Raw genomic sequence first — 24,493 nt, forward strand, 5'->3', positions numbered from 1 at the left:
CGTCCTCTGTGTGTCGTTCCAGACAAGCGCCGTGCCTGCCGTGGCGGCAGGCACGGCGCTTGTGGTGGGTGCTACTGGGGTGAGCTGGGGGTGACCACGAGGAACTGGTCGGTGCGCAGGTCCATCACGACCTGCGCCTGCGTTCCCTGATCGCGCTGGGCGGCGGCAAACTCTTCGGCCGGCCAGGAGCCGCGGGGCCCTCCGGCAGGGAAGCGCTCCAGGACGATCCGGGGCTGCTCGGTGGTGGCGGCCATCAGGCGTCGCCGCCGTTCACGCGCTCGTGGATGTCGATGAGGGTGGCGATGGCGTCCGGGTTGTCCGCCAGGCCGACCCATGTCCCGTGCGCGGTGAAGACGGGCACGGCGTCGGTGTCGGCGTCGAAGATGACGACGTAGTCGCCGTACCTGTCGAGCACCATTTCCCGCAGGACCGGGACCAGCGCGGTGTCCAGGACCTCCAGGGCGTCCAGGGTGAGCCGGGCGCGCTCGCCGGGCGCCAGCGGCCGGACCAGGGTGCCGGTCGCGCGCAGCAGGTCGCCGGGCTGGATGCCGTTCAGCAGCTCGTGGGTGATGCGAGGGTCGCCGCTGGTGCAGGTGACGACCGTGTCGGGGGCGTCGTCGTCGAGCGTGTCGATGTCGGCGGGCCGGACGACCAGGTCGAAGGTGACGGTGCCGCGCGGGCCGGGGACGGGTATCGCGTCGACCCAGCCGTCGACGGCGTAGTGCGTGGTGTCCATCAGCTGGCCTCCGCCAGGGTCTCGGTGGTGCGAGGGGAGCGGGGTCGGGTCGGGTGCTTCTGCGCGAGCACCAGGAGCTCGCGGTTGCGCCGTTGCTCTGCGGGGGTGAGCGGCCGGGCCTTCGCACCAGCGCGGTGCCACAGCGGCGAGGCCGGCGGCTCGGGGTAGGCGAGGGCGTGGTCGACGTCGCGGTCGGTGCTGCTCATGGGTTCCTCCAGGTGGAGGTCAGGCGTGGTCGCCTTGGCCCTTCTTGGACTTGGGCTTCGGCGCGAGGTCGGAGGCGAACCGCCCGAGGCGGGCTTCCGTGGGGTTGGAGGTGATCCAGTTCTCCGCGCAGGCCTTGTGCACCGGCTCTTCGGGGTGGGAGCGCATGGGCGTGGGCCGGCCGCACAGCGTGCAGGGGAGGTCCTGCCAGCGGTCGAAGTGCCGGGCGTCGCGCCAGACGAGAAGCTCGCCGGGAGCCGGGATCAGGCCCGGCTCGAACGGCGGCTTCTGCTTCGTGCGGGCCGCCCGGGTCACGGCAGGAAGGCGGGCAGTTGCTGGAACACGCTGTTCAGCAGGTCCTCGGTCGGCTTCCAGGGCCCGAGCTGCCCGGCGGCGGGGACGGGCAGCGGCAGCTCCTGGACGTCCTGGATGACCAGGTGCCAGGTGCCGCTCTGCGCCCACGGCGTGCAGGGCTCGGATCCCTCGGGGTCCTGGTGGCAGTCGACCAGGCGCGCGATGCCGATCACGGCTCCGGTGGTCAGCTCCCGGCTGCGGATCGTGCGGGCGACCAGCGGGACGCGCAGGGCGGGCCGGTCGATCCGCTGGCCCGCGTGTAGGAGCATCCAGCCGCGCCAGCTCCAGGGACGGGGGCGGTTCTCGATGCCCTTGGCGCCGGTCAGGATGCAGGTGGCGTGCGGCTGCTGGGCGCTGATGCCGCGGATCCAGTCGCCCTCGGGCAGGGTCGCGGTGCTCATGCCGCCCGCCCCCAGACGGCTGTTCCCGGGCGTCCAGCGCGACGGCCGTTGATGGACGGCACCGTGATGTGCGCGGGCGAGGCGAGGACCGCGCGGCCGGTGTGCTTGCCGTCGTACAGCGCGGCGTCGGCGGCCCGCTGCAACAGGCTCAGGTCGCGGGAGCCGACCGCAGCCGGGGTCGCGACGCCGACCGAGGCGGCCACGTCGACGGTGCGGCCGTCCTCGATGACGACGGGGGTGTGCAGCATGCGGACCAGCTGCGCGAGGCGCTGCTCCAGGAGGCCGGCGGGCAGCTCCAGAACGACGGCGAACTCGTCACCACCGAGACGGCCGACGGACGCGCGCGGGCCCGCCCACGCGGTGAGCCGGGCGCCGAACGCGGAGAGCACGGCGTCCCCCGCGGGGTGCCCGGCCATGTCGTTGATCCGCTTGAAGTGGTCGGCGTCGACCATGACCAGCACCGTGTCGTCGCCGTGGCGGGCCAGGAGTCGGCGGGCGCGGGCGGTGTAGGAGTCGCGGCGCAGCACCCCGGTCAACGGGTCCTTCCGCGTCGCGGCGAGCTGCTTGTGCAGCGCGACCGCGTGGACCGCCCGGCCGGTCAACGGCACGGCGGCGGTCGTCAGTAGGGTGCGCTGGCCGATCCGGCCCTGAACGCGCAGGAGGGACGACATACTTGGGTTCTCCGTCTCGTCTCGTACGGGATGGATGGGCCCGGGGCAGCCGACGAAGCCGCCAAGCAGAGCGGCTGTCCCGGGGCGGAGCTACAGCGCGAAGTCGCTGCGGGTCGACCAGCTGACGGGGTTGTTCCAGAGGCCGGCCTTCGCGGCGGGCCACTCCATCTGCCAGCCGGGCCGGAGCCCGCGCGCTCCCCAGCTGTCCGGCTGCCTGCCGGGGATCTCGAGTCCGGCCTGCTGCGCGGCGAGCGCGGCGTCGTACACCTCGTGCGCACGGCGCAGGGCCGCGGCGGGGGAGTCGGCGACGCCGGTGAAGACGTGCACGCCGCGCCGGGCCGGGTCGGTGGTGTCGTGTATCGGGACGTCGACCTCGTAGATGCGCAGGTACATGACGTCCAGCTCCTCTCTGTGCTCGGTGGTGAGGGACCACTGCGACCGCCCCGGCCTCCGTGGTGCTGGAGGCCGGGGCGGCACGGAGCGCCCGTCACACCGCGTGGATCACGCGACCGCGTCCGCGTACTGCGCTTCCAGGTCGGCGCGGCCCTCGGGGTCGTCGTTCTGGAGGGCGTGGTCGTCGGCCTCCTGGTCGACGTCGTCGGGCCCGCCGTGGACGGTGCAGACGATGTCCGGGTCGCTGTCCATGGCGCTGGTCAGCGCCTTGTGCAGGTCGGTGACCGAGTAGGCCGGCGCCCACGCCTGCCCGGCGCACTCCGGGTCGGCGGGGCAGGGGAGCAGGACGTCGAAGCCGAAGTCGCCCTCGCCGTCGACGTCTTCGCGCAGCGCCAGGGTGAGGTACTGCTGACCGAGGCGGATCTCCGCGACGCGGTCCCGGCCGGTCACCAGGTCCGAGCCCGGCCGCCACCGCCACAACGGCAGGATCTCCGGGCCGAAGAAGCGGCGGGCCAGCCACAGGTCGCCCAGGCCGTCGCTGCCGTCGCGCCCGAGGTCGGCCTCCCGTACCTGGGAGAGCCGCTTGAGGAACGGCTCCAGGCGGTAGAGGGCGTCGGCGAAGACGATCGTGTTGAAGCCTTCGGCGGCGAGCCGTTGGTGGGAGTGGACCATGGCCTGGTGCTGGGAGCGGACGACGTCCTCGGGCACGCGCCGGTTGTCCGGCCGCGGGCCCTGCCGCTCCAGGCACACGTCCAGCGGCGTGGCGACGACGACCGCGACGGTCGGCATCCCGTGCCGCTTGGCGGCCATCACCAGCTCCACCCGCACCGGCTGTTCGACGTTGGTGGCGTCGATGACCGTGTTGAGCTTGCGGGCCATCCGGCGCTCCAGGACCAGCTTGAGGACGTCGGCGGCGTCGCCGGTCGCGCTCTGGTCGCCGGGGTCGTCGCTGACCATCCCGCGCAGGCCGTCGAGGGAGAGGACCTGGGAGGCCGGCCAGGTGCGGGCCAGGGTCGACTTGCCCGCTCCGGAGGCGCCGATCAGCACGATTAGCCCGTTCTCCGGCAGGTTCGGGTACAGCACCGAGGTCATTCGGGGTCTCCTTGCGGGTCGAGGGGGCGGGCAGCCCAGTTCAGGCGCTGCCCGGCGTTGTCGGTGAGCAGCGCGGCGGCCTCGTGCAGGGGGCAGGAGGCGTCACCGTCGCGGTCCGGCTCGATCTGCTCCGCCCGCCGCGCGGCGGTGCTGACCACCTGCGCGAGCGCGGGGATGAGGCCGCCGGGGACGTCGATGTCCTCCTGGAGCTCGCGCAGGATCGCGGCGAGCTCCGGGCCGTCGACGTCGTCGGCGCTCAGGTCGTCCTCGATCTGCTGGAGGGCGAGCTGGGCGATGCCGACGGAGGCGCGCACGCGGTCAAGGCGGGTGCGGGGGCGGGCGGTCACCGGGTGGTGGCCTTGGTGGTGGCGACCACGGCCGCGACGGTTTCCCAGCCGTGGTGCCAGGCGGAGTCGAGGTGGAAGGCGCCGTTCATGCCGAAGTCGGCGAGGCGGTAGAAGCCGCCTTTGCCGGTCTTGGTGGCGATCTTCTCCAGCAGGCCCTTGCCCGGGACGCGGCGGTCCGCGGCGTAGTGGGTCGTGAAGGAGATGGCGAGCGCGGCCGCGGCGGCGGCCGGGTGGACCTTGATGCCGAGCGCGCGGGCGCCGGCCCCGGCGATGATCGCCTGTGTGGCCGTGTAGGTCAGGCAGTGCGTCAGGCACGCCTTGCGGCCGTCGGCCGTGCCGTGGGTGGTCTTCTCCTCGGTGGCCGGGTCGACGTAGGTGACCGGGTGGTCGTCGGAGGCGCCCTTCACACGGGCGCAGAAGTCCGACTGCACCCAGAAGTCTCCGATCGCGCTCCCGGCGCGGGTGAGTCCGAGCAGGGCGGCGAAGACGGCGGGGCGATGCGTCATGCTGGGGTTCTCCTGATATCGATGGGTGAGGGAGTGGGCGGCCGGCCTTTGCCGGTGCTGCGGCCGCCCGGTTGTGCGGGCCCCGTCCCGGCCTGTGTGGTCGGGACGGGGCTGGCTCACGCGGCCAGCCGGTGAATGGCCGGGGCCGGGAGGGTCATGAGGCTGCTGGGGTCGACGGGGGTTCCGTCGAAGCACTCAAGGCAGCAGCCGAGTTTCTTCGAGAGGCAGATGTAGAAACGCCTCCGGCACTGGCCACAGGTCTGCCGAGCTGCCATCGCCTGATCGAGGGCCCACTCCTGAGCGAGCGTCGGCGTCCTCTTGGGCTTGGCCAGGTCGACGCGGAGCAGGAAGCCGCGGGTGGGGTGGGTGCACGACCATTGCGGCCGGGTGGCGCACAGCTTGCAGCGCAGGATCGCGACCGGACCCTCGTTGTCGCCGGGGCTCAGCTGCATGTCCCGTAACTGCCGCCTGGTCACGAGCCCTTCGGGCACCGTGCTGCGGTCGTACTCGGGCAGTCCTGCTTCGCCGCGCGGCACCCGGTTCACCTCGCGGCGGCGGCGCTTCTTCCTCGGGCGCGGCATCACCTGCTCCAGGCGCCGGGCAGCCGGTCGGGGCGGTGCGGGTAGCGGGGGCCGGGGCGCTGCGGGCGGGGCCGGCCGATCCGGCGGCGCGGGCGGGGGATGAGCACGAGCGGTTCCTCCAACGGGTCGGTGGACAGCGCTGCGCCCCGCCGACGTCGTGCTGGTGTCGGCGGGGCGCTACGTGCGGCCGGGCGGCCTGTCCGGTCCTCGCCCGGCCCCGGGGTGCGGGGTGGGCGAGGGCCAGGCAGGGCGTCAGGTCAGCGGGCGGTGCGGAAGTGGCGGACCCACGACCGCAGCCGGTCGAGGCGGTTCGGGTGGGTGTGGCGCCAGGCGGTGGGCCACACGTCCTGCTCGGTGGGGAAGGAGCGGGACGCGCCGCACGTGCACGTCCAGGCGTACGGCTCGGTGCGGGTGTCGTCGCGGGTCGCGGTGACCTTGGCGGGGAGGCCGTCGTGGCTCCCGTGGAAGGTGCCGACCCAGAACTCGGTGTTCTCCAGCTGCGGCTTCATCAGGTTCCCTTCGGTGCGCGGTAGTGGTGCGGGACGGGGCGGGGCCGGTCAGCGCTGGAGCGGGTGGACGTTGTCGGGACCGAGGTCGTCGCCCGCCGGGGTCGGGGCGGGGATCGTGGCGTGCAGGTGGAGCGCGGGGTTGAACTGGTACTGCGGCGGGTGGTTGTGGACCACGGGCCGAAGCGTCAGGCCGCGCAGGGCGAACATGCTGGCCAGCGCCCACATCAGGGCGGCGAGCCCGGTGGCGGCGGCGCGGCCCCCGGCCGGGGTGGTGGACCAGATCATGGCGAGGCTTCCGATCCCGAACAGCAGCCAGGCGATGCGGGCGCCGGCGTTGCCGAAGAACCCGCCGACCAGGCCGACCAGTCCGGTCAGCTGCCAGAACGCGTACAGGGCGGCCGGGGCGACGGACAGGTGCGCGGCCTGATCGGCGAGGAACACGCGGACGGGGTGGTCGACCGTGCCCCACAGGCCGCCGCCGTCACCGGCGCCGGACGCCGGGACGGCGGACAGGCCCTTGAGCGTGGCGGAGGCGATGTCCCCGGCGGTGTCGAGCATCAGCACGATGAGGCTGAGCCCGCCGAACAGCGCGGCGGCCTTGATCCAGTTGGCGACCTCGTGCCAGCTGGCGTTCCGGGCCTGGAAGACCTCCTCCCACCGCTGGTAGAGGAAGCCGCCCTCCTCCCACGACTCCTTCCACGCGGCGCGCACCCGCGCGAACCGCCCGGTGCCGTGCTTGCCGTCCAGTTCGGGGGCCGGCGGCACGGGCGGCATCTGGTTGAGCACGTCGAGGAAGGACGGGTTCTCCTGGCCGTTGACCGGCTTGTCGTTGCTGGGCATGGCGTAGCTGCTCCTTCGGCGAAGGGGATCGGTGGGCGGTGCGGGCTGGCCGGAGCCGGTCAGCGGATCTCGTTGCGGGTGCGGGCGAAGAACGCGCCGCGCGTGGTGCTGTTGTTGTGGATCTCGGTGTGGTGGGTGACCGGACCCTCGAAGACGTTCCTGGTGACGGCCGCGCGGGCCTTGCTGATCGCGCCGCCGATGGCGGTGGCGGCCATGGCCAGGCCCGCGAACGGCAGGGTGACCATGAGGACGCCGTTCAACGTGACCGAGGACAGGCCCTGGAGCACGAGCCAGGCACCGCAGCCGATGCCGGTGATCCCGGCGCCGACGCCGATGGAGGCCACCGCGATCCCGGCCGCCCAGGCCGGGACGATCCGGTGGTCCTCCTGCCGCACGGGCGGGGTGGAGCCGAAGGCCGGCGGCTCGGTGTCGTCGCGGAACGAGGTGGGGTGGTGGCGTACGGGCTTGCCCGCCCACTCATCGAGCAGACGGCGGGCTTCGGCCGCGGCCTCGGACTCGGGCAGGCCGGACTGGGTGGTGTTCATCGGGTCCATCGGTTTCTCCGATCACGCGGGAGGGGCGCGCCCTCCTGGCCGTGGCGGCCGGGAGGGGCGTGGGGGAGGGGTCCGCGCAACGGCGAAGGGCGTCGCCGGAGTCGTGTCCGGCGGCGCCCTTCGGCGTTGTGCAGCAGGTGAGTTGAGGCTGACGGGTGGGTAGTCACCGCACCGGCGCCCCGGGCATCCTCGATCCGACAGGCGCGGTGGAGGGAATCGGGTGGAGTTCGTCTTCGAGTGCGGTTGGTGCGGCGGGGACAACTACTTCGTCGGCAAGCAGGTCGGCTTCTGGGTCGACAAGTGGGAGATCCCGTCGGAGTGGGACTGCCGCTTCTGCGACGGCCTCAACTACACGCCCGACCCGCCGTGGGATGAGGCGTAGGTCAGAAGCTGGAGATCATCCCGGCGAGCGAGGCCAGGCCGCTGTTGATGGTCGGGGCCAGGCCGGTCGCGGCGAGGGTGAAGCCGAACAGCGTGCAGGCCAGCGCGGAGCCGACGCGGACGTAGCCGCCCTTGACCAGGACGAAGACGATGATGCCCAGCAGCACGGCGGCGGAGATGGACAGGGCCACGGTGGTGGTGCTCCTTCACAAGGGGGTGGGGCCGGCCGTGCTCGGGCAGGTCGGCCCCGGGGATGGGTGGGTGTGATCAGGCGTCGGTGAGGCTCTTGATGGCCTCCAGCGCCTGGCGGGGAGAGGCGACCTGCTCGGAGCGGCGACTGCCGCCCTTGGAGCCGCGACCGCCGCCCTTGCCGCCTCCGCCTCCGCCGCCGCGACGGCGGGAGCGGCCCTCGCCGTCGTCGTCCTCGTCGGGCTCGGGCCAGAACTCGCCGGGCCGTACGGGCTCGTTCCAGTCGAACCACAGGCCGCGCTTCTCCAGCTCGCTGATCTCGTGGTCGGTGAGCCGGTTGACCTCGTCGGGGAACAGCTCGGAGAGGTCGGTGTCGAAGTCCGCGTACAGCGACCGCATCAGGACGGCGCGGCCGTTGTCGAGGACGATGACCGCGACGCCGCCCGTGCTGACGCCGTTCTCGGGGTCGGCCTCGCCGCGCATGGCCCGCTCGATCGCGGAGCCCTCGGTGCGGGAGTAGCGGGCCGGGATGGTCGGCACGTCGTAGGCGTTCTCCATGGTGCCCTCCGCCGCCTTGCGGGTGGCGCCAGGCGAACCCATGTTGAAGATGACGGGCCTCGAGTTCTGGCGCAAGTTGTCCTTCATCTCCGTGGAGAACCCGTTGTGCGCGAACGGCGACTGCCCGGCCGGGTTGAAGCCGATCCCGTACTTCAGGCCGGTGACCGTGAGGTCCTCGCCGTCCTTCTGGATGAACTCGCCGAACTCCGCGTCCTGCGCCGCGGTCATGAACTCATCGCCGTAGACGTTGAGCTGCCGGTACGGGCAGCGCGGGTCACCCGGCTTGTAGTCGTGCGGCTGGCCGTCGTGCGGCCAGGGCATGTCCGCCCTGATCTCGCACAGCGCCTTCGCCGCCCGCAGCGAGCGGGCCATCCACAGCGCGTTCGAGCCCTGCCGGTCGATGTACCGACCGAGCACGCTCGTCTTCTCGTCCTTGCGGACGGTGCCCAGCCACACGACCTCGCCGTCCAGGGACTGGGCGGCCATGTGGATCGCGAAGAACTGCGTCTTGCCGGACCGGCTGACCCCGAGGGTCAGGCCGTGCGCCGGGGCGTTCTTGTCGTGCTGGTACACCATCGTCTTCACCGGCTGGCCGGTGATGGTGTACCCGCACACGTACATGCCCTTGGAGTCCGGGGTAAGCAGCTCGCGGGTCGCCCGGAAGATCTGCGACAGCGGCGGGGAGTCGAACACGCTGATCAGGAACTCGCTGCCGTCGATGAGGACGAACACGCAGGAGTCGTCCTCGGGCAGCTTCAGTCCGCGGCAGACCTTGGCGAGGTCGATGCGCGGGGTCTCGGTGGAGTCGGCCATCTTGGCCCGGTAGAAGGTGACGCCGCGTTCGTCGTCACGGGTCTTGTGGACCAGCTCGGAGCCGGGGGCGCCGCCCTTGGGCGAGCCGACCTTGTCCACCCAGCGCTCCTGGTCGGTGGGGGCCTTGCGGCGGCGCTGGTTGGCGTCGGGGGTGATGCGGGCCTCCATCCAGCCGGGGCCGCCCTGGCGGCCGGGCTGGATGGCGACCTCCGCCAGGACGACGTCGCTGGAGTGCACGCCGAACGGCGCGGCGACCGCGGCTTCGGTGAGGCCGGTGATCGGGCGTCCGGTCTCCGAGGCGCGCAGCAGGATCGTCATATCGTGCTGCATCCCGGTGTGCCGGGTGGCCTTGACGATGTGGGTGCGGCCGGGCATCCCGGCCTGCTCCCAAAGGAAACGCGCGTCGCGGGTGACAAGGTCGGCTCCGTCGTCCGGGACGACCGGGGTCGGCTCGGGCGCTTCGGCCGGCGCCAGCTGCGGGGCCGGGGCCGCGACGGCGGGACGGTGACGGCGGCGGGTGTGCCGGGAGAACGGCATCACCAGGTAGCCGGCCGCCGCCCATCCGGCGGCGAGCAGCCCGTCCAGCCAGTACGGGCCGAAGCCGGTGGTGTGCCCGGCGGCGACATCGACGGCGGCGGCCAGGACCAGCGGGGACCAGCGCAGGATCTTGCGCCCGGCGCCGGGCTCATCGCTCTTGTAGGCGAGGAACCAGCCGCCGAGCCCGGCCGCGCCGGCGAGCTGCACGACCTGGTTGACGGGGCTGTCGGGGTAGAGGTTCGGCGCCACGGCCAGCATGGGCGCGGCGAGGGTGTAGGCGAGGCGTTCGAGCGCGACGCTGCGCGGCGTGGTCACCGGCTTCTCCTTCGGCAGATGAGCACGGGCAGCCCCGCGAGGTGTGCGGGGCCGCCCGTGGTGAGGGGTGGGTGGGGGAGCGGGTCAGCGGTTGAAGAACCCCGGGCGGGGCGTCTTCTCGCGCCGGTTGGAGCGGATGTCGTCCAGCGCGCCGTACAGCTTCGAGTGGGTCCGCTTGGTCTCGTAGGTGAGATCGGCGGTCTCCTGCGCGGTGTCGTGCAGCTTCCCCACCTGCACACCGGCGCCCCCGAGGGCGACGCCGACGTTGCTGGTCAGCTCCACGAACTTCGGGTCGAGGTCGGCGTTGGCGACGTCGCAGGCCGCGTCCTCAGCACGCTTGGCGTTCTTGCGGATGCTGAGCATCAGCTCCTCAAGGCCGAGCCCGGCGTCATCCAGCGCGCGCCCGAGGGCGTCGAGCTTGGCCTGGACGGCCTTGTAGCGGTTGTCGCCGTCGGCCACGGCGGGCGCCGCGCTGGTGCCGCGCGGTGTGAGGTCACTACTCATCGACAACTCACCCTTCGTGATCGTGTTTGCTGGGTGCTCGGTGCGCTCGGCTGCCGCCGGCGGGGAGGGCGGCTCCGGCGTCGGAAGTGCTTCCTGGACGTACTCGTGTGTCACTTCGCTGTGCTGATCCAGCACGTCTTGAGGCGACAGCGTGTACTGCACTTTCCGCGGGGTTCGCCGTATGTCGGCCCACCGGCTCTTCGGAGCGGTGAACCGGTGGCGGCCAACAGCCGCGGCCGCCTCCTTCAAGGCTTCCGCCCTCGCGCCGTCGGCTGACCTCGCCTGCTCGCGCAGGCGGGCCGCCAGGCGCTGCTTGTCGGCTGCCGGAACAGCGGCGTACATCTCCTGCAATGCGGCCTTCACGGCGCCTTGATGTGCCGCCTCCAGCTGCCGCTCGGTGCCGGTCTGCTCGGTGCGGACGGTGCGCTCAGTCCCGAACACCCGAATGACGGTTTGCCTGTGCATCAGTCGTGGTGGGCGGCGGCGGACACGTACTTCAGGCCGGCGTCTTCCTTGGCCGCCATGTCCTGGCCGTACACGCGGGCGACCATCGCGGCCGCGAGCTTGGCGGCCTCCAGGGCGAGCCCGCACTCGATCGCACACCGTTCGGCCTGCAGCTTCATGCGGGCCGCGGCGTCGGCCAGGTCCGAGATCAGCTCGGTGACCTTGGTGGTGACGTTGTGGTCGCCGATCAGATCGGTGGCCATGTCCCGCAAGGCGTCGGCCACCTTGCCCAGAGCCTCCGCGAGGGCTTCGGCCCGCTCCTGGTCGGAGGCGGCCTGGATGGCGATGTTCGCCATCTCCATCAGGTACTCGTCGAACGTGATGTCCGTGCGGTGCTGGGCGGCGAGGCCACCCCCACCGGACGGCCTGCTGACCTGCGAGCTGCTCACGCTGCTCCCTTCCGTGCTGGTCGGTCGGCTGGTGCCGGGCCGTGCGGTGTGCGGCTCCGGGGCGGGCGGCAGGCCCCGCACGCCGGTCGTCATGGCTGCGGGACCGTCGGGGACGATGTCCGCGTCGACGATGTCGTCCTCGCCCTTGCTGTCCGTACGCGGCAAGCGGGCCGGACGCCCGAGCCACTCCCACGTCGGTGTGGAGTCCTCTTCGCCGAACGGGCTGTCCGCCGGACGGCCGCGCCGACCGGCACGGCTGGCACGACCCGTACGACCGCGCCCCGTCCGGCCGGTGCGGCGGGTGCGTCCGCGCCGTCCGGCGCGGCCTGTGCCGCCGGTGCGCCGGCGGCGGAAGCGCCGCCGCTTCTTCGCACCGTCAGACGCCCCGTCACCGGCCGTTGAGTCGGTGCCCGGGGTATCCGCGTTGCCGTCCTTCGCGGTGCTGGAGGCCCCGTCGGGGGTGTCCTTGCCGGTCTTGGCGTCCTTGCCGTCGGTGCCCTTGGCCTTGGAGTCCTTGTCCTTGGTCAGGTTCACCTTCTCGGTGCCGGCCGCCTTGGCGTCTTTCGCGTCTGCGGCGGCCTTCGCACCGGCGCGGCGCTTGTCGAAGCGGCGCTGGGCTTCCTCACCGATGGCCTTGCCCAGCGTGGTGCGGCCGGGGTTGGCCGACGCCGCGGCTTCCCGCTTCGCCTTCCGTGCCTCCGCCCGCTCCGTCTTCTTGGCCCGGCGGTCCTCCCACGCCTGCTGCTTCTGGGCGCGGGCCTGGTCGCGGTCCTTGCTCCGGTCCGCAACACCGGCGGCGTGACCGGCGGTGCGCCGCTCCTGCCGCCCGGCCTGCCGGGCCCCGGCGCGCTCCTGGCGGCCGCGGGCCCGCTCGGCACGGGCGCCGGACGTCTGACTGGCGCCGTCACCACGGGAATTGCCGTTCCGGCCGGAGCCGCCAGAGCCCGTCTGAGAGCCTTTCGACCCCCCGGACTGACCGCTGCGCCCGGAACCGGCTGCGCGGCCGCCAGAGCCCGACTGGGAGCCCTTCGTGCCGCCCCTGCCGCCTCCGCCCCCGGTCGATCCGTTCCCCGAACGGCCGCCGAGGCCGCCGGAGTTGGAGCCGCGCGAGGCCCCGGACCGGTTCGGCCCGGCGCCGGAGTTGTTGCGGACCGAACCGCTGCCGCCCCCACCGCGCGAGGACCCGCCCCCGCCGCCGGCCTTCGAGCGGCCCTTGTCCGCCCCCAGGCCGGAGGCGGACGACTTCGTGCGGTCGGCGTCGGCCTTTCCGCGCGCCGCCGCCTTGTCACCCTTCGCTTTCATCATCGCGGCGTGGAGCTTTCCGTTCTGCTCCATCATCGCGACTTCCTGCGCGGTGCGGCCCTCCAGCAGCGCCGCCTTCCGTGCTATTTCAGCCTCACGGAAAGGCGCTTCGCTTTCATGGTTGGTCCGCGCCATTTCCAGCCGGAATTCCAGCCAGTCACCGAGACGGTCAGCGAGAGAACGAGGCTGTTCATATTCCCCTTCCTCGCATTCGCCTTCGCCTTCACCGGCTTCCGGTGCGGCAATTCCGTCGGAACGCAGCGCCGTTACCGGGTCCGGGGCGGCCGGAATCGGCGGCAGTTCCATCGTCGTCTCCTCCGGAGTCTCCGGGGGAGCGGCGGGAATGCCTTCCGGCGGCGGAATGGTGTCGATGAAATCCGGGGTCGGCGGCAGCGAGTACATGGAATCGCCGCTCCACGGGCCGTGGACCAGGGTTCCTCCGCCAGCGTCGTCGGGCTCGTCGGACACGGGCACCTCCCTTCCAGGGGACTTGACAGACAGTGGGGTCTCGTGTGCACGCGCGTGCACGTGCACGTGTGCACGCTTTACGCGCGCAAGGCCCCGCCGGAGCCCGGCGGGGCCTTCGTGGGTGACGCTCAGCTACGCGGGCCGTGCTGCTTCAGGACGGTGTCCGCGTACTGCATGAGGTGGTCGAACAGCCGCGGGTCGCCCGCCTGCCGCCTCTCCAAGACCAGCTTGAAGAGGCGGCAGACCAGCGTGAAAGCGGCGATGACATCGCCGCGTCCGGCCTTGATTTCCCTCGTGATTTCAGACCGAGTAACGCGGAGCCAGAATTCCATCCGGCCGACTTCCCCGCGACTTTCGATCGCCTTGCGCTCTTCATCCCGCAGCCAGCTGTTCCGCCCTTGAATGGAGCGTTCGGCACTGCTGAGGGGGCGCGTCACGCCGACTCCCTCTTACCGAGGTCGTAAATCGACGTGGGACCACCATACCCGGAATTCTGGCCCTGCGCACCCTGCTGGGGCGGATTGGGCGCGGCCTGGAGGGTCGGCGGGTTCTTCTTCCGCACCCTTTCCAGCTCCTTTTCCTTCCGGTCCTTGGCCGTATTCACTACGGCCTCATCGTGGGCACGGCGCTTATAGGCGCTCTTTTCCAGGCCCTCGGTGAGGTTGTTCAGGTTCTTGAGAACCTGCCCGAGGGCCTTTTCCACGGGCATCGCCCGCAGCCTGGCGTGGTACCAGCGGTCGCCCTCCACGTGCGTCTCGCGCAGGTGCACGCGGGTCTCGATGGCGAGGGTCTCCAAGTTCTTGCCGATGTCCAGCAGGACCCGCTGAACGTCGGCCAGGTACCGGGCGGTTGCCTCCGGACTCTGCGCGACATCGCGCAGAGGTGCGTACTTCGGGTCGTTGTTGCTGTTCACGGCGGGGATTCCCTCCTGGTGTACTTGTGGGGGCTGTGACTGCTTCCGGCAGTCGCAGCGAGGGCCAGCCCGATTAGCGCGGGCTGGCCCTCACTGATGTGTGCCGGACGGTGGATCAGGGGCGGTAGCCGCCAGCGAGCAGCTCGGCTGCCTCCTGGCGGTACTCCGAGGCCGTGCCGGGCGAGGTGACCGCCAGCTCGTGCTGGATGTCGGCCAGCGGAAGCCGGTCGGCGTCGCCGCCGGCCACGAGGATCATCCGGGCGACCCGGCGGACCGCCCGCTCGCGCGGCTTGAGCTTCGCGACGTCCTCGGCTTCGACCGCGCGCCGCTCGATTTCGGCAGCAGCCCGCCGCGTTTCGGCAGCGGCCTTCTCGGCTTCGGCGGCCTCCTGCTTGACGCGCGCGGCGTCGGCGAGAGCGACCCCCTGGAGGCGCTCCTCCTCAGCCTTCTTGCGATCGGCTTCGGCGGCGGCCCGCCGCGTTTCGGCAGCGACCCTCTCCGTTTCGGCAGCACGCCGGTCCGCTTCGGCAGCGGCCTCGCGGGCTTCGGCGATGGTCCGGGTCTCGATCGCCTGAGCCTCCGCCGCAGCGACCCGGTCGGCCTCCGCAGCTTCCTTCCGCTTCTCGGCTGCCTGGCGTTCCAGGTCCGCCGCGCGGACGTCCGTGGCGGCCTTGGCCTCGCGCTCTTCGGCCTCCTTGCGCGCCGCCTCCGCCTCGCGGGCGCGGGCCTCCTTGGTGACGGCCGTCTCCAGCGCGGCCTCCTCCAGCTCAGCGGCCCGCTCTGCGGCGCTGACCTGGGCTCGGGCGTGCGCGCGGGCCTGGCCGGTCTCGCCTTCCACCCGGGCGCGGACGGCTTCGAGCTTGCCCTCCGCCTCCAGCCGGTCGGCCTCCGCCTTCTTCCGCGCGAGCTCCTGGCGCGTCTCCGCGTCCAGGCGCCGGCGCTCCGCCTCCTCCGCACGGGCCTCAGCGTCGCGTTCCTGCTGCTCAGGCATGGCGAGAGCCTGCGAGACGGTGTAGCCGTGGGCGGCCATCTTCATCGGCAGCCGCTCATCCTCGGTCGCCTTGCTCAGGTCGCCGTCGTGCTTGCGCTTGAGCCACTGCTCGTAGCCTATGAGCTCCTGCTGGCGCCGGATCATCTCCGGGTACGAGGTGATCCCGTGCAGCCGCATCCGGCGGTAGAACCGCGGTGTGGCGATGGGGGAGAGGATCCAGCGGTGCATCGGGATCCGGTCGGTGACCGTTCCCGCCTCCAGCCTGGCCTTTTGGATGATCAGGCGGCGGGCGGCCTCGACACCGATCACGAACAGGATCGGCATGACGCCGTGACTGGCGGCCTGGACCGGGTCGGTGCTGATCTGGCCCTGTGAGCTGGCGTTGAACCAGATCGTCGCGCCGGTCATGGCGTGCGCGGCGAGCCGCAGGAGCGGCCACGGGGTGCCCTTGCGGATCAGGTACAGGTCCAAGGCGAGGAACGCGATGATGCTCGCGTCGACGCCGACCGGGAACCAGGGGGCCAGTTCCTTGCTGAACCCCCAGCTCAGGGCGACCTTCGCCAGGGTGCTGTAGGACATCGCGAAGCCGATGACCCCGACCAGCGTGCCACCGAACGCGGCAACGAGGGACAGGGCGGTCATCAGCCGGTCGCGGGTGGGCTTGATCGTCTTCCGCTTGTCCGGGCTCGAAACGCCCCGGGCCATACCCGAAACCTTCTCGGGCGCGGCCGAAGCCAGGCCCGGCGGGTGCGAAGCAGGGGTGTAGGGAGCCGCGCTCTGCGGCATGTCGGTGATCGTCATGGGGTCCTCCGGAAGGGGGCGTTCAGGGCGGGGTCGAAACGGTGGCCGCTGCTCCCGAAACGCGAGGGGGTGTTCCCGAAACGGCGGCCGGAGCGGGCGGTTGATCACGAAACCGGCACCGGCACTACCCGCTCCGGGCGCACAGAAAGGCCGGCCTCCCGAGGGGCGGGCGGGCGGCCGGTGCGGGGGAGCGCTGCGGGGCGGACCCGAAACTGCCTGCCGATCTCGCCGGGCGGGAACGAAATCAGCTCTCGGGGAACCGCGCGCCGTGCCGGATGAGGTCGGCGGTGGTGATGCCGAAGTGGCGGCACCGGTCGATCAGCGGCTGGAGCGCGCTGCCCCCGGCGAGCGCCTCGGGCGAGCCGACGCCGTACCGCTCCTGCGTGGCGAACAGCTCGTTGAGCGCGGTCGCGGTGCGGGCGGCGTGCTGCTCGAAGCGGCCCTCGCCCACCCACTCCTCCGCGATGACGTGGAGGGTGGTGCGCCAGCTGCCGCTGTAGTCCTCCGGCCCGATCGGCGGGATGTCGCTGCCGAAGATCGCGAAAGCGGCGGCCTGGGCGGCGGCTTCCGTGCCGGGCTTGAGCGGGGTCATCGTCGTGGCCATGTGGCCTCCCTCGACTGTGGTCCGGGCTGTCCGGCTCCCCGTCACCGCCCGTCCCGGCCGCCGTGGTGCAGCGGCCGGTGCGAGCGGATCAGGCAACCGGCAGAACGGATCAGTCGGAGGTGCGCTGGCGGGCGGCACGCTGGCGGGCGGCGCGGCGCTTGATGCGGCGGCGGTCACCCTCGTCGGTGCCGCCCCACACGCCGGCCGTCTCGCCGCGCTCCAGCGCGCCCTTGAGGCAGCTCTCCATCAGCGGGCATCGACGGCAGACGGCCTTGGCCTCCTCCGCCTGGAGCAGCGCGGGGCCGGTGTTGCCGATCGGGAAGAACAACTCGGGGTCCTCGTCGGTGCAGGCCGGGCGGGGCCGGGTGACGAAGTCGGCGGTGACGGCACCGGTGTAGGGGGTGCGTACGATGGAGCGGTTCATCAGGGCCTCCCAGAAGGTCCGTTGTACGAAGCGGCCCCGGGGGTGCGAGCCCCGGGGCTGTTCTGTGTCAGCGGCCGGACGGCCGGCGCGGGGGAGTTTCCTGCGCTCTGCGCCGCCCGGCCGGAAGGGCGCAGGGGGCGATGGGCAGGTCGGGGTCAGCACTCAAGCGGAGCGCTCGGCTGCGGGCTCCCCTGGACACCACCCGGTCCCGCCATCCGCGCAGAGGCAGGGGCGGGGCCGGGCGGGTCAGGCAACCGGCAGACGACCGAGGTCAGGCGGCGGGCCCGTAGGTGCGGGCGAAGCGGGCACCCGCAGTGAGCAAGGCGGTGATGTCCGCGTGGGTGCGGGTCAGGCGCTCCGACCACGAGGTGGCGCGGGCGTGGTCCGTGCCCGTGTGGGCCCGGACCACCAGGTTCAGGACCTCGCCGCCGATGTGTGCGGTGTCCGGGTCACCCTGGTCGCTCTCGGCGATGCGGCGCAGGGCGCTGTACAGGGTCAGTTCCGGGACGCTGCCGATCTCGTCGCGGATCAGGGCCAGCAGCGCCTGGAGCATCTCCCGTTCCGTCATGGACGGGTTGTCGGGGAGGTGCGAGCCGGACTGGTCCTGGGGGTAGATGCGGGCCCACCCGTTGGTGCGGAGCAGGGTGACGGCGGCCTCCAGATGGCGGGCGACGGCCTCGCCGGTCGACTGCTCGCCGGACGGCCCCGTCCATACGGGGAGGAAGGCGTCGTCGGCGAGGCCGGCCGCCTTCAGCAGCGTGTCGTCGGTGAAAGTCACCGGAGGGGTCAGGGTGTTGGTCATACTGCCTCGTTTCAGGTCAGGGATGGTCTTGGTGGTGCGGTGAGGGGGAGCCCAGCGGCGTGGTGGGTAAGGCCGGGCCGTGGCGAGTCGTCAGTTGTCCAGCGGGTGCTTGGCGACCGGGGCGGGGCGGCTCAGGTAGTCCGACTCCGTCCACCCGGGCTGCCGGGGGCTGGTCTCGGCGGCGAGCCGGGCACGGTCGGTAGCCTGCTGGGGATGCGGGCGGCCGCCGGTGTCCGGCGAGTCCTGGCGGCCGTCCCGCTCGTGGGGCTTCGGGCGGATCGGCAACGGCGGCCGGTCCTCAAAGGCCGGGACAAGAGAGGCGAGTTGCTGGCAGGCGCTACAGGTCCAGGAGGTCACTCCGAACCAGCCGCCGCAGCGGTCGCACTGCCACAGGCCGTTGTTTCGGGGCGCGCGGGCGCCCAGGGCAGCCGCCCGCGCAGAGGCCGGGATGAGGACGCGCAGGCGGCCCTCGGTCTCGTCTCGCTCGAAGCCCTGATCGTTGTCCTCGTCTTCGAGGTCATCGATCAGGCTGCCGGATAACGGCGCGGATGCCATCATGGTGATCACAGGGCCTCCCAACAGGTCCTAGACGACCCTCGGGGGGCCAATCCCCGGGGGTCGCCCTGTCGTTGGGGTCGGGCGGGCTGCCCGGCTCCCCGTCACCGCTCGTCCCGGGCAGACCGGAGCGAGCGGATCAGGCAGCCGTCAGCCGTTCACGATCAAGCGAACGGTTGTCCCGCTTGATCAGTATTGAGGCGGCTCGGAGGCGAACTCGTACACCGCTCCGGGGTCGGCCTTGAGGTGCGCCTCCGGCCTCTCCTTCAGCAGGACGATCCGGAGGGGGTGGCCATCCCGGTCGGTGGTGAGGTACTCCTGCTCGGAGACCGTCTCGCGGTAGAGGCGGGACCTCCACAGCTGGTGGTCGGCGTCCTCGGGCGTCATCCGGTCCCAGGGCTCCCTGGGCTTGCCGAGGCGCTTCCTGAGCAGGTCCCAATCGATGTCGTAGACGGTGACGTCCAGCTTGTCGGCCATGTCCATCGCGTCCTCCTACTGTCTGGGCTGGGCAGGATTTCCCAGCGCTCTCCACCGCCCGCCGACCGACCCGAGGGCCGTGCGGCGGGCGACTGGGCAGCGCGGGGCTGCGAAGTGCTTGGGGTGGTGCGGCGCGGCCTCTGCCTTCCGCGCTGGCCACCTTTCGTCCGGGAGGTGGCGTGCCCGCGACCACTGGCTCACCCGCCGGGTCGTGCGATGTTCCGCTTACCGGCTGGGGGTGTCGTCGCGCTACCGCCGCAAGGTGCTGCGGGGGAGGGTGATCGCTCGGCCCACGCGGCAGCCGAAACAGACCGTGGTCTGCTTTGCTGCCGCTCCGTGGCACGAAGAAGGGTCGCTCTCGCTTCCCCGCCTCGTACCGCCGTTCACGGTGACCGGGATTCTGGCTCCGGTCGTGCCCTTCTGACGCTTCCGAACCGGTCACCCTTGCCGCAACACCCGGCCAGTTGCCTGGTCAGGGGCGGTAGTCGTCACCCGGTGGTCGCGTCTTCAGTTCTCAAGGAACGGTCACTCCCCGGTCCGGCCGCGACGCCAGTCGCAACGTGGCCTTCTCCGGGGGCTAGGCGGTCGGTGAATCTGGCCGCTTCGACCGCCGCCACGCGAGGTGGCGACGATGGGAGCCGTCAGAGCCGGAAGGGATCAGGCCGCGATCGGCAGCGGCACCGCGGCGGCCGGCCGTCGCGTGATGCGCAGCTGCGCGGCGTAGGGGAGGAGCACGTCGACCAGGCGCTCGCGCACCAGCTCGGTGGCGGTCGGGTCGGCGGCGACGATGTCGCGGGCGGCGAGCATGCGGTTCTCGCGGGCCTCGATCGCGGCGACGGCGGCGGTGATGTCCAGGCCGTCCAGCCGCTCGTGAGGAAGGGTGCCGGCCTCGTACATCTCAAGCGGCGTACCGAAGGCCACGTCCAGGTCAACCCCGCCGAACTCGGGGATCTCAACGTCCAGGTCGGCCAGCAGCGCGAGCGTCTCGGCGTCGAAGTGCTCGGTGGCGGGACCGGAGATGGCGTTCATGGAGTGGTGCTCCTCTCGGATGTGCTGAGCTCGGGAGGCGTCCCGATGGCGAGTGGGCAGGGCGAAGCAGCACCTCTTCGGCGCCCCCGCCCCGACCTCGTTAGCGAGGTTCGGTGCGTCTTCAGTACACCGATCCTCGTTAGCGATGTCAAGAGCTACGTTAACGAGGTACGCTCTCCTGGCGGCTCCCTCACACACCGGGGCGCCCTTGCCGGTTCCTCGATAGCCAGCGGCCGTAGGATCGCTAACGAGGTAGGGAGACGTATGGCGAGTGACACGGGCGAACAGCGGCCCAAGTACCAGCGGATTGCCGATGATCTGAAGGCGGCGATCGAGTCCGGCGAGTACGGCCCCGGCGATCGGCTGCCGGGCGAGAGTGCGCTCGCCGCCCAGTACGAGGTCGCTGTGCTTACCGCCCGCCAGGCGCTGAAGATCCTTCGGATCGAGGGCCTGGTGGAGACGAAGAAGGGCGCCGGCGCTCGGGTCATCGAGTTCCGCCCGATCCGGCGTCACGGCATCCAGCGACTCGCACGTGAGCAGTGGGGCGCTGGCAAGTCCATCTGGTCGGCTGACGAGGAACGGCCCGTCACAATCGACGTCCGTGTGGACACCGTGGCCGCACCACCGCACATCGCCCGGATGCTGGACGTCAACGAGAACGAACTCGTCTGCGCTCGGTTCCGACGCTTCGTGCTGGACGGCAGACCCGTCATGCTCGCAACCTCGTACCTGCCTCTTGGCCTGGCCGAAGGCACAGCGATCATGCGCGTGGACACCGGCGAAGGCGGAACGTACGCCCGGCTCGCTGAGATCGGGCACGCGCCCGCTCACTTCCGCGAAGAGATCCGATGCCGGCTGCCCGTCGCTGAGGAGGCCGAAGGACTGGCCATGCCCTTGGAGCGTCCCGTCATGAAGCTGTGCCGCACGGCCTTCGACGCTGACCTTGAGGCAGTCGAAGTGACCGAGATGACCATGGACAGCGCGGCCTACGTGCTGGAGTACGCGTTCGATGCCTGAGCGCCCCAACTCCCCCATCTCGAGCCCCCTCATGACTGGTCGTCTTGTGGGGGCCATCACACTCGCGAGCGCCGCAGCGCGACATCACAAAGGCTTGTCGAAGCTCGTACACACCCGTGTTCACGGGTTTTCAACATCTACGTACACATGGGATTTGCGGGCCTGGCTCTAGGCTCACGGCCATGACGATCACGGAGGGTCACAGGGTGGGGAAGCACCGAGCGGGCTGGCGTCCGGACAAGCTGCGCGAGCAGCGTGAGGCTCACGGTCTGACCCTGGAGAAGGCCGGTGAACGCCTCCGTCAGGTTGCCGAGAAGGCCAAGCTGAAGGGCATCCCCGCCGCGAATCCGCAGACTCTCTGGCAACACGAGCAAGGCGAGGTCTACCCCGGTCCGCACTACCGACGGGCTTACTGCCTCCTGTACCGGGCTACCGAGCCCGACCTGGGTTTCCGCACCGCGCTGCCTGGTGAGGAGACCTCCTTCAAGCTCACGCCGATGGACGACCGCCTCAACGGGTCGCAGGTCTTGGCGGTTGAGCGAGCCATTCACCGCATCACGCCGGGCTCGGGCGAAGCCGACCACTTCGACTTGCAGCAGCGGATCATTGACGCGTGGAAGCGTCGGCACACAGGCGGCGACCCCCACCGTCCCGTGCTCATCTTGGTCGGCGGCTTCGCCGGAAGCGGCAAGACCGAGCTCGCCCGCTTCTTCGTTCAACTGACCGGCTGGCCGCTGCTCGATAAGGACCCGCTCACCCGCCCGCTCGTGGAGCGCCTCCTGGTCGCTCTGGGCGGCGACGCAAACGACCGGCACACCGAGCTTTACCGCGAGAAGGTCCGGCCCGTGGAGTACGACTGCCTGATGCAGTCAGCCATGGCCAACATCAAGTGCGGCATTTCCACTGTGCTGACCGCACCGTTCATCGCCGAAATGACTGACTCGGACTGGATGCAGCGCCTGGCCAACCGCGCCGGATCGATGGGCGTCGACGTCTTCCCGGTGTGGGTACGCTGCGACGAAGAATCGATGCGCGAGTACATCGGATTCCGCTCAGCGGCCCGGGACGCATGGAAGCTCCAGCGGTGGAACGAGTACATGGCCACGATCGACCTCAACCTGCGCCCGGCGGTGCCGCACCTCGTTGTCGACAACCGTTTGGGCACCGCAGTGACGCTCGCGGACCAGGCCCGGCAGGCGATGGGAGCGATGTACGCGTGACGAAGAAGCAAGGCGTGATCCTCTACGGGCCGCCGGCCTCGGGCAAGGACACCGTCACCACCGCGCTCAGCGAACTCGACTCCAGGTACGCGCAGTTCACGCGGCTCAAGGTCGGAACGGGCAAGTCGGCCGGCTACCGGATGGGTACGGCGGAACAGCTGCGCGAGCTGGAGGCCGCGGGCGACGTCGTCTACGCGAACAGCCGCTACGGCAACACGTACGTCATCGACGCGCCCGGCCTGAACGCGGCGTTCGAGGCCGGGGTGCCCGTTGTGCACGTCGGGCAGGTCGCCGGCGTCCAAGCGCTGGTCGACGGCTACCCGGCCAGCTGGTCCGTCGTGCTGCTGTGGTGCCCGCGCGAGGTGACCGAGCAGCGATCGGCCGGACGCGGCGACAGTGACACCGCGGCGCGCCTGGCGGCGTGGGACGCGACCCGCGAGGATCTGGACTCGCACCCGGGCACGGTCTGGGACCTGACCGTGGACACCACGACGTCGGGGCCGCAGGACGCAGCGCGGCTCATCGACCAGCTGCTGGCGCAGCGGGCGGGAGCAGCGACGGCATGAGCGTCGGCTACGGCTGGGCGAGTCGTTCCAGGGCGTCGGCGAGCGTGAGCTCGCTGTCGTCCTTGACGCCGTGCCACCGGGCCAGCGTGGCCGCGGCCGCGCGCAGCATCTCCGTGGGGAGGCCGGCGGCCGCGAGGGTGTCGGCGGCTTCCTCCAGCTCCGGGCCCCAGCGCCAGGCGCGGGCGGCGGTCTTGGCGACGTACTGCGGCTCGGACAGGTACGAATCGGTGCGCCTTGAGGCGACCTTGATGAGCTCCTGGTCGACGCCGTGCTCGCGTGCCATGCCGACCGCGAGCGCCACCAGCACCCGCGATGCCTTCTGGAAGCTGGCGTACGACAGCTTCAACGCGGACGCCTGCCCCACCTCCGTGCCCAGCACTGCGGCCTGGACGGCGGTGTCCGCGAACAGCGTCTCGATGCGGGCCGTCGCGTCAGCAGGCCCAGACAAGTACAGGGTCGGCGTCTTGCCGCCGACCGGCGGGGAGCCGACGACGCCGCCGTCCGCGACGGTGGCGTCCGGTAGCAGCGCGGCGATCCGCTGCGTGCGCTCAGGGTTGATGGCGTTCGCCTCTACGTATACCCCGGCGAAGCTGTGCCCGGCGACGGCGCGGGCCAGGTCCTCGGCCGCGGCCGGCGGGCAGAGGCTGATGACGATGTCGCTGCGGTCCAGCAGCTCAGCCAGCGTCGACACAGGTGTCAGCCCGAACCCGACGGCGCGCTCCACGGACGCGGCGCTGCGCCCGTCCTCGCACCACAAGACCGCAGCCGCGTTAGTCGCGGCGCAGGCGGCGACGGCCGCGCCCATGCTGCCGGGGTGGAGGATGCCGACAGTCGGTTGGTCCACGGTGTTACTCCGTCTCGGTGAGCAGGATGGTGATGGCGTCGGTGACGTCGTCCACGACGTGGTGCGCAGCAGGAAGTCCGTCGGGCCAGGGGCGGCCGCGCAGCCAGATGGTACGCAGGCCAGCTCGCTGGCCGCCGCCGATGTCCCCGGTCGGGTTGTCGCCGACCATCCAGCCACCGTCCGCGAGGTTGACGCCGCACCGCGCGGCCCCGAGTTCGAACAGGCGCCGGTCCGGCTTGCAGACCTCCAGGTCGCCCGAGGCAGCGACGCCGTCGACCAGGTCGGCGAGACCGGTCCCGGCGAGCTTGGCGCGCTGGATGTCGCCCGCCCCGTTGGTGATGACGCCGATGGTCCAGTCGGCCGCGCGCAGGCGGGCCAGGTCCTCGAGGACCTCGGGGCGGCAGGTGACGGCGGCCGCCATGAGGTCGACGTACTCCTGCCACAGGTCCGCAGCCAACACCTCCAAGCCGAAGGACTCCCGCAGCCGGGCGAAGTCGCCCGCTGTCGCGCGGTCGACCAGCTCGGTGCGCAACCACCGTTCGGCATCTGGGGAGAGCGCGCGGGAACGGCACAGTCGAGTCAACGCGTCGCTGAGCGCCGACTTCCGGTCGACCAGCGTGCCGTCCAGATCGAAAAACGCGAGGCGGGCCACGTGCACGGACCCTATCGGGCATCGCGCGGCACGAGGCCCACGGTGATGTTCACTCCCGGGCGGAGATCGCATCGTGTATCTTTCAGGGAATCATCGATCTTGAAAGGCTGCACCGTGACCGACCCGGACCGCTTGAAGCGGGTCGACGCCCTTGTGGACGACATCCTGCCGCCACCAGCTGTGCGCGCGAAGCTGCGCCTCGCGGCCGGCCTCACGCAACAGGAGGTCGCGGAGGCCGTGGGCGTGAAGCGCCTTGCCGTGGCCCGTTGGGAGCTGGGGCATACCCATCCCCGACGTCCGCACCGCGCTGTCTACATGCACCTGCTCAACCGGCTCGCGGAGCGGTATCCCGAGGCCGCGAAGCCGGATGAGGGCATGCCGACGCCGGTCTCCGAAGGGGGATCGGGATGACCTAGTGGCCATCGGCCGCGCGCGCCAAGAGGCGGACTA

Annotated in this window: 34 protein-coding genes; 5 read left to right on the forward strand and 29 right to left on the reverse strand. The window is 71.5% G+C overall.

The genetic code is table 11. The features are described from left to right. Nucleotides 1-71 precede the first annotated feature (71 nt). The 14 genes from AB0898_RS29805 to AB0898_RS29870 all read right to left on the reverse strand — a co-directional run bounded on the left by AB0898_RS29805 (nucleotide 72) and on the right by AB0898_RS29870 (nucleotide 7,188). Entirely contained in the window at nucleotides 72-254 is a 183-nt protein-coding gene (locus AB0898_RS29805) for a hypothetical protein (RefSeq protein ID WP_366806149.1), read from the reverse strand. After that, nucleotides 254-736: a hypothetical protein gene (locus AB0898_RS29810; RefSeq protein WP_366806150.1), complete on the reverse strand. Its 483-nt coding sequence runs from the start codon at nucleotides 734-736 to the stop codon at nucleotides 254-256. Before AB0898_RS29810 ends, AB0898_RS29805 begins: the two co-directional genes overlap by 1 nt. Further along, the gene (locus tag AB0898_RS29815; protein ID WP_366806151.1) at nucleotides 736-942 is read right to left on the reverse strand and encodes a hypothetical protein; all 207 of its coding nucleotides are present in this window, start codon (nucleotides 940-942) and stop codon (nucleotides 736-738) included. The genes AB0898_RS29810 and AB0898_RS29815 overlap by 1 nt, the downstream gene beginning before the upstream one ends. A gap of 19 nt (nucleotides 943-961) precedes the next feature. Continuing rightward, nucleotides 962-1,255, reverse strand: coding sequence for a hypothetical protein (locus tag AB0898_RS29820; protein ID WP_366806153.1), 294 nt, complete (start codon nucleotides 1,253-1,255; stop codon nucleotides 962-964). Then, complete coding sequence (locus AB0898_RS29825; protein WP_366806154.1) at nucleotides 1,252-1,695, reverse strand: hypothetical protein; 444 nt, start codon at nucleotides 1,693-1,695, stop codon at nucleotides 1,252-1,254. The genes AB0898_RS29820 and AB0898_RS29825 overlap by 4 nt, the downstream gene beginning before the upstream one ends. After that, nucleotides 1,692-2,366 (reverse strand): GGDEF domain-containing protein, encoded by a 675-nt coding sequence (locus AB0898_RS29830; RefSeq protein ID WP_366806155.1) that lies wholly within the window; start codon nucleotides 2,364-2,366, stop codon nucleotides 1,692-1,694. Before AB0898_RS29830 ends, AB0898_RS29825 begins: the two co-directional genes overlap by 4 nt. 90 nt (nucleotides 2,367-2,456) lie before the next feature. Continuing rightward, complete coding sequence (locus AB0898_RS29835; protein WP_366806156.1) at nucleotides 2,457-2,759, reverse strand: hypothetical protein; 303 nt, start codon at nucleotides 2,757-2,759, stop codon at nucleotides 2,457-2,459. A 108-nt stretch (nucleotides 2,760-2,867) separates the two neighbouring features. Then, nucleotides 2,868-3,851: an ATP-binding protein gene (locus AB0898_RS29840; protein WP_366806157.1), complete on the reverse strand. Its 984-nt coding sequence runs from the start codon at nucleotides 3,849-3,851 to the stop codon at nucleotides 2,868-2,870. Next, the gene (locus AB0898_RS29845; protein WP_366806158.1) at nucleotides 3,848-4,198 is read right to left on the reverse strand and encodes a hypothetical protein; all 351 of its coding nucleotides are present in this window, start codon (nucleotides 4,196-4,198) and stop codon (nucleotides 3,848-3,850) included. The genes AB0898_RS29840 and AB0898_RS29845 overlap by 4 nt, the downstream gene beginning before the upstream one ends. Beyond that, entirely contained in the window at nucleotides 4,195-4,704 is a 510-nt protein-coding gene (locus AB0898_RS29850; RefSeq protein WP_366806159.1) for a hypothetical protein, read from the reverse strand. The genes AB0898_RS29845 and AB0898_RS29850 overlap by 4 nt, the downstream gene beginning before the upstream one ends. 116 nt (nucleotides 4,705-4,820) lie before the next feature. After that, entirely contained in the window at nucleotides 4,821-5,285 is a 465-nt protein-coding gene (locus tag AB0898_RS29855) for an RRQRL motif-containing zinc-binding protein (protein WP_366806160.1), read from the reverse strand. A 257-nt stretch (nucleotides 5,286-5,542) separates the two neighbouring features. Beyond that, a complete protein-coding gene (locus AB0898_RS29860; protein ID WP_366806161.1) occupies nucleotides 5,543-5,794 on the reverse strand; it encodes a hypothetical protein in 252 nt (83 codons plus the stop codon). 48 nt (nucleotides 5,795-5,842) lie between these two features. Continuing rightward, nucleotides 5,843-6,634 (reverse strand): hypothetical protein, encoded by a 792-nt coding sequence (locus AB0898_RS29865; RefSeq protein ID WP_366806162.1) that lies wholly within the window; start codon nucleotides 6,632-6,634, stop codon nucleotides 5,843-5,845. Between the two features lie 59 nt (nucleotides 6,635-6,693). Beyond that, nucleotides 6,694-7,188 carry a hypothetical protein gene (locus AB0898_RS29870; RefSeq protein WP_366806163.1) on the reverse strand — a complete coding sequence of 165 codons (495 nt, stop codon included), beginning with the start codon at nucleotides 7,186-7,188 and terminating at the stop codon, nucleotides 6,694-6,696. A 220-nt stretch (nucleotides 7,189-7,408) separates the two neighbouring features. On the opposite strand from AB0898_RS29870, the gene AB0898_RS29875 reads away from it, so the two are divergent. After that, nucleotides 7,409-7,570 (forward strand): hypothetical protein, encoded by a 162-nt coding sequence (locus tag AB0898_RS29875; protein ID WP_366806164.1) that lies wholly within the window; start codon nucleotides 7,409-7,411, stop codon nucleotides 7,568-7,570. A gap of 1 nt (nucleotide 7,571) precedes the next feature. Here AB0898_RS29875 and AB0898_RS29880 read toward each other — a convergent pair whose 3' ends face one another. From AB0898_RS29880 to AB0898_RS29940, 13 genes are all read right to left on the reverse strand, one after another. Then, complete coding sequence (locus tag AB0898_RS29880; protein WP_366806165.1) at nucleotides 7,572-7,760, reverse strand: hypothetical protein; 189 nt, start codon at nucleotides 7,758-7,760, stop codon at nucleotides 7,572-7,574. Nucleotides 7,761-7,836: 76 nt separating this feature from the next. Beyond that, the gene (locus tag AB0898_RS29885) at nucleotides 7,837-9,981 is read right to left on the reverse strand and encodes a chromosome segregation protein ParM (protein WP_366806166.1); all 2,145 of its coding nucleotides are present in this window, start codon (nucleotides 9,979-9,981) and stop codon (nucleotides 7,837-7,839) included. Nucleotides 9,982-10,065: 84 nt separating this feature from the next. Next, the gene (locus AB0898_RS29890) at nucleotides 10,066-10,485 is read right to left on the reverse strand and encodes a conjugal transfer protein TraB (protein WP_366806167.1); all 420 of its coding nucleotides are present in this window, start codon (nucleotides 10,483-10,485) and stop codon (nucleotides 10,066-10,068) included. A gap of 464 nt (nucleotides 10,486-10,949) precedes the next feature. Beyond that, on the reverse strand, nucleotides 10,950-13,148 hold the full coding sequence (locus AB0898_RS29895) for an ATP/GTP-binding protein (RefSeq protein WP_366806168.1): 2,199 nt from the start codon (nucleotides 13,146-13,148) through the stop codon (nucleotides 10,950-10,952). Between the two features lie 128 nt (nucleotides 13,149-13,276). Beyond that, a complete protein-coding gene (locus tag AB0898_RS29900; protein ID WP_366806169.1) occupies nucleotides 13,277-13,585 on the reverse strand; it encodes a hypothetical protein in 309 nt (102 codons plus the stop codon). Continuing rightward, nucleotides 13,582-14,061 carry a hypothetical protein gene (locus AB0898_RS29905; RefSeq protein WP_366806170.1) on the reverse strand — a complete coding sequence of 160 codons (480 nt, stop codon included), beginning with the start codon at nucleotides 14,059-14,061 and terminating at the stop codon, nucleotides 13,582-13,584. The genes AB0898_RS29900 and AB0898_RS29905 overlap by 4 nt, the downstream gene beginning before the upstream one ends. 115 nt (nucleotides 14,062-14,176) lie before the next feature. Then, a complete protein-coding gene (locus AB0898_RS29910) occupies nucleotides 14,177-15,853 on the reverse strand; it encodes a DUF2637 domain-containing protein (RefSeq protein WP_366806171.1) in 1,677 nt (558 codons plus the stop codon). Nucleotides 15,854-16,097: 244 nt separating this feature from the next. After that, nucleotides 16,098-16,457: a hypothetical protein gene (locus AB0898_RS29915; protein ID WP_366806172.1), complete on the reverse strand. Its 360-nt coding sequence runs from the start codon at nucleotides 16,455-16,457 to the stop codon at nucleotides 16,098-16,100. A 109-nt stretch (nucleotides 16,458-16,566) separates the two neighbouring features. Next, complete coding sequence (locus AB0898_RS29920; RefSeq protein ID WP_366806173.1) at nucleotides 16,567-16,881, reverse strand: WhiB family transcriptional regulator; 315 nt, start codon at nucleotides 16,879-16,881, stop codon at nucleotides 16,567-16,569. A gap of 271 nt (nucleotides 16,882-17,152) precedes the next feature. Further along, nucleotides 17,153-17,683, reverse strand: coding sequence for a hypothetical protein (locus tag AB0898_RS29925; protein ID WP_366806174.1), 531 nt, complete (start codon nucleotides 17,681-17,683; stop codon nucleotides 17,153-17,155). Nucleotides 17,684-17,773: 90 nt separating this feature from the next. Beyond that, a complete protein-coding gene (locus AB0898_RS29930; protein ID WP_407078430.1) occupies nucleotides 17,774-18,250 on the reverse strand; it encodes a hypothetical protein in 477 nt (158 codons plus the stop codon). Nucleotides 18,251-18,427: 177 nt separating this feature from the next. Further along, nucleotides 18,428-18,721, reverse strand: coding sequence for a hypothetical protein (locus AB0898_RS29935; RefSeq protein ID WP_366806175.1), 294 nt, complete (start codon nucleotides 18,719-18,721; stop codon nucleotides 18,428-18,430). Nucleotides 18,722-19,372: 651 nt separating this feature from the next. After that, a complete protein-coding gene (locus tag AB0898_RS29940) occupies nucleotides 19,373-19,744 on the reverse strand; it encodes a hypothetical protein (RefSeq protein ID WP_366806176.1) in 372 nt (123 codons plus the stop codon). Between the two features lie 264 nt (nucleotides 19,745-20,008). Here AB0898_RS29940 and AB0898_RS29945 point away from each other — a divergent pair, with 264 nt between their 5' ends. The 3 genes from AB0898_RS29945 (at nucleotide 20,009) to AB0898_RS29955 (ending at nucleotide 22,547) form a co-directional block, all read left to right on the forward strand. Further along, complete coding sequence (locus tag AB0898_RS29945) at nucleotides 20,009-20,761, forward strand: GntR family transcriptional regulator (protein ID WP_366806177.1); 753 nt, start codon at nucleotides 20,009-20,011, stop codon at nucleotides 20,759-20,761. Nucleotides 20,762-20,943: 182 nt separating this feature from the next. Next, nucleotides 20,944-21,981, forward strand: coding sequence for an AAA family ATPase (locus tag AB0898_RS29950; RefSeq protein WP_366806178.1), 1,038 nt, complete (start codon nucleotides 20,944-20,946; stop codon nucleotides 21,979-21,981). After that, a complete protein-coding gene (locus tag AB0898_RS29955; protein ID WP_366806179.1) occupies nucleotides 21,978-22,547 on the forward strand; it encodes a phosphotransferase-like protein in 570 nt (189 codons plus the stop codon). Before AB0898_RS29950 ends, AB0898_RS29955 begins: the two co-directional genes overlap by 4 nt. A 7-nt stretch (nucleotides 22,548-22,554) precedes the next feature. Here AB0898_RS29955 and AB0898_RS29960 read toward each other — a convergent pair whose 3' ends face one another. Together AB0898_RS29960 and AB0898_RS29965 are read right to left on the reverse strand one after the other, a co-directional pair. Beyond that, nucleotides 22,555-23,391: a DUF1932 domain-containing protein gene (locus AB0898_RS29960; RefSeq protein WP_366806180.1), complete on the reverse strand. Its 837-nt coding sequence runs from the start codon at nucleotides 23,389-23,391 to the stop codon at nucleotides 22,555-22,557. A gap of 4 nt (nucleotides 23,392-23,395) precedes the next feature. Beyond that, nucleotides 23,396-24,043, reverse strand: coding sequence for an HAD family hydrolase (locus tag AB0898_RS29965; protein ID WP_366806181.1), 648 nt, complete (start codon nucleotides 24,041-24,043; stop codon nucleotides 23,396-23,398). 114 nt (nucleotides 24,044-24,157) lie between these two features. Between AB0898_RS29965 and AB0898_RS29970 the strand changes: the two genes are divergently transcribed. After that, on the forward strand, nucleotides 24,158-24,454 hold the full coding sequence (locus tag AB0898_RS29970; RefSeq protein WP_366806182.1) for a helix-turn-helix domain-containing protein: 297 nt from the start codon (nucleotides 24,158-24,160) through the stop codon (nucleotides 24,452-24,454). The last annotated feature ends 39 nt before the right edge of the window (nucleotides 24,455-24,493 follow it).

The sequence above is a fragment of the Streptomyces sp. NPDC005435 genome (assembly GCF_040703155.1).
In the GTDB taxonomy this organism is placed as follows: domain Bacteria; phylum Actinomycetota; class Actinomycetes; order Streptomycetales; family Streptomycetaceae; genus Streptomyces.

What these genes read in the sequence shown, in the direction of transcription:
- AB0898_RS29910 (WP_366806171.1), bottom strand. Translation starts at nt 15,853, where the DNA reads ATGACGATCACCGACATGCCGCAGAGCGCGGCTCCCTACACCCCTGCT.
- AB0898_RS29870 (WP_366806163.1), bottom strand. Translation starts at nt 7,188, where the DNA reads ATGGACCCGATGAACACCACCCAGTCCGGCCTGCCCGAGTCCGAGGCC.
- AB0898_RS29840 (WP_366806157.1), bottom strand. Translation starts at nt 3,851, where the DNA reads ATGACCTCGGTGCTGTACCCGAACCTGCCGGAGAACGGGCTAATCGTG.
- AB0898_RS29850 (WP_366806159.1), bottom strand. Translation starts at nt 4,704, where the DNA reads ATGACGCATCGCCCCGCCGTCTTCGCCGCCCTGCTCGGACTCACCCGC.
- AB0898_RS29890 (WP_366806167.1), bottom strand. Translation starts at nt 10,485, where the DNA reads ATGAGTAGTGACCTCACACCGCGCGGCACCAGCGCGGCGCCCGCCGTG.
- AB0898_RS29805 (WP_366806149.1), bottom strand. Translation starts at nt 254, where the DNA reads ATGGCCGCCACCACCGAGCAGCCCCGGATCGTCCTGGAGCGCTTCCCT.
- AB0898_RS29945 (WP_366806177.1), top strand. Translation starts at nt 20,009, where the DNA reads ATGGCGAGTGACACGGGCGAACAGCGGCCCAAGTACCAGCGGATTGCC.
- AB0898_RS29935 (WP_366806175.1), bottom strand. Translation starts at nt 18,721, where the DNA reads ATGGACATGGCCGACAAGCTGGACGTCACCGTCTACGACATCGATTGG.
- AB0898_RS29830 (WP_366806155.1), bottom strand. Translation starts at nt 2,366, where the DNA reads ATGTCGTCCCTCCTGCGCGTTCAGGGCCGGATCGGCCAGCGCACCCTA.
- AB0898_RS29940 (WP_366806176.1), bottom strand. Translation starts at nt 19,744, where the DNA reads ATGAACGCCATCTCCGGTCCCGCCACCGAGCACTTCGACGCCGAGACG.
- AB0898_RS29865 (WP_366806162.1), bottom strand. Translation starts at nt 6,634, where the DNA reads ATGCCCAGCAACGACAAGCCGGTCAACGGCCAGGAGAACCCGTCCTTC.
- AB0898_RS29925 (WP_366806174.1), bottom strand. Translation starts at nt 17,683, where the DNA reads ATGACCAACACCCTGACCCCTCCGGTGACTTTCACCGACGACACGCTG.
- AB0898_RS29810 (WP_366806150.1), bottom strand. Translation starts at nt 736, where the DNA reads ATGGACACCACGCACTACGCCGTCGACGGCTGGGTCGACGCGATACCC.
- AB0898_RS29860 (WP_366806161.1), bottom strand. Translation starts at nt 5,794, where the DNA reads ATGAAGCCGCAGCTGGAGAACACCGAGTTCTGGGTCGGCACCTTCCAC.
- AB0898_RS29825 (WP_366806154.1), bottom strand. Translation starts at nt 1,695, where the DNA reads ATGAGCACCGCGACCCTGCCCGAGGGCGACTGGATCCGCGGCATCAGC.
- AB0898_RS29835 (WP_366806156.1), bottom strand. Translation starts at nt 2,759, where the DNA reads ATGTACCTGCGCATCTACGAGGTCGACGTCCCGATACACGACACCACC.
- AB0898_RS29815 (WP_366806151.1), bottom strand. Translation starts at nt 942, where the DNA reads ATGAGCAGCACCGACCGCGACGTCGACCACGCCCTCGCCTACCCCGAG.
- AB0898_RS29915 (WP_366806172.1), bottom strand. Translation starts at nt 16,457, where the DNA reads ATGGCCACGACGATGACCCCGCTCAAGCCCGGCACGGAAGCCGCCGCC.
- AB0898_RS29855 (WP_366806160.1), bottom strand. Translation starts at nt 5,285, where the DNA reads ATGCCGCGCCCGAGGAAGAAGCGCCGCCGCCGCGAGGTGAACCGGGTG.
- AB0898_RS29920 (WP_366806173.1), bottom strand. Translation starts at nt 16,881, where the DNA reads ATGAACCGCTCCATCGTACGCACCCCCTACACCGGTGCCGTCACCGCC.
- AB0898_RS29950 (WP_366806178.1), top strand. Translation starts at nt 20,944, where the DNA reads ATGACGATCACGGAGGGTCACAGGGTGGGGAAGCACCGAGCGGGCTGG.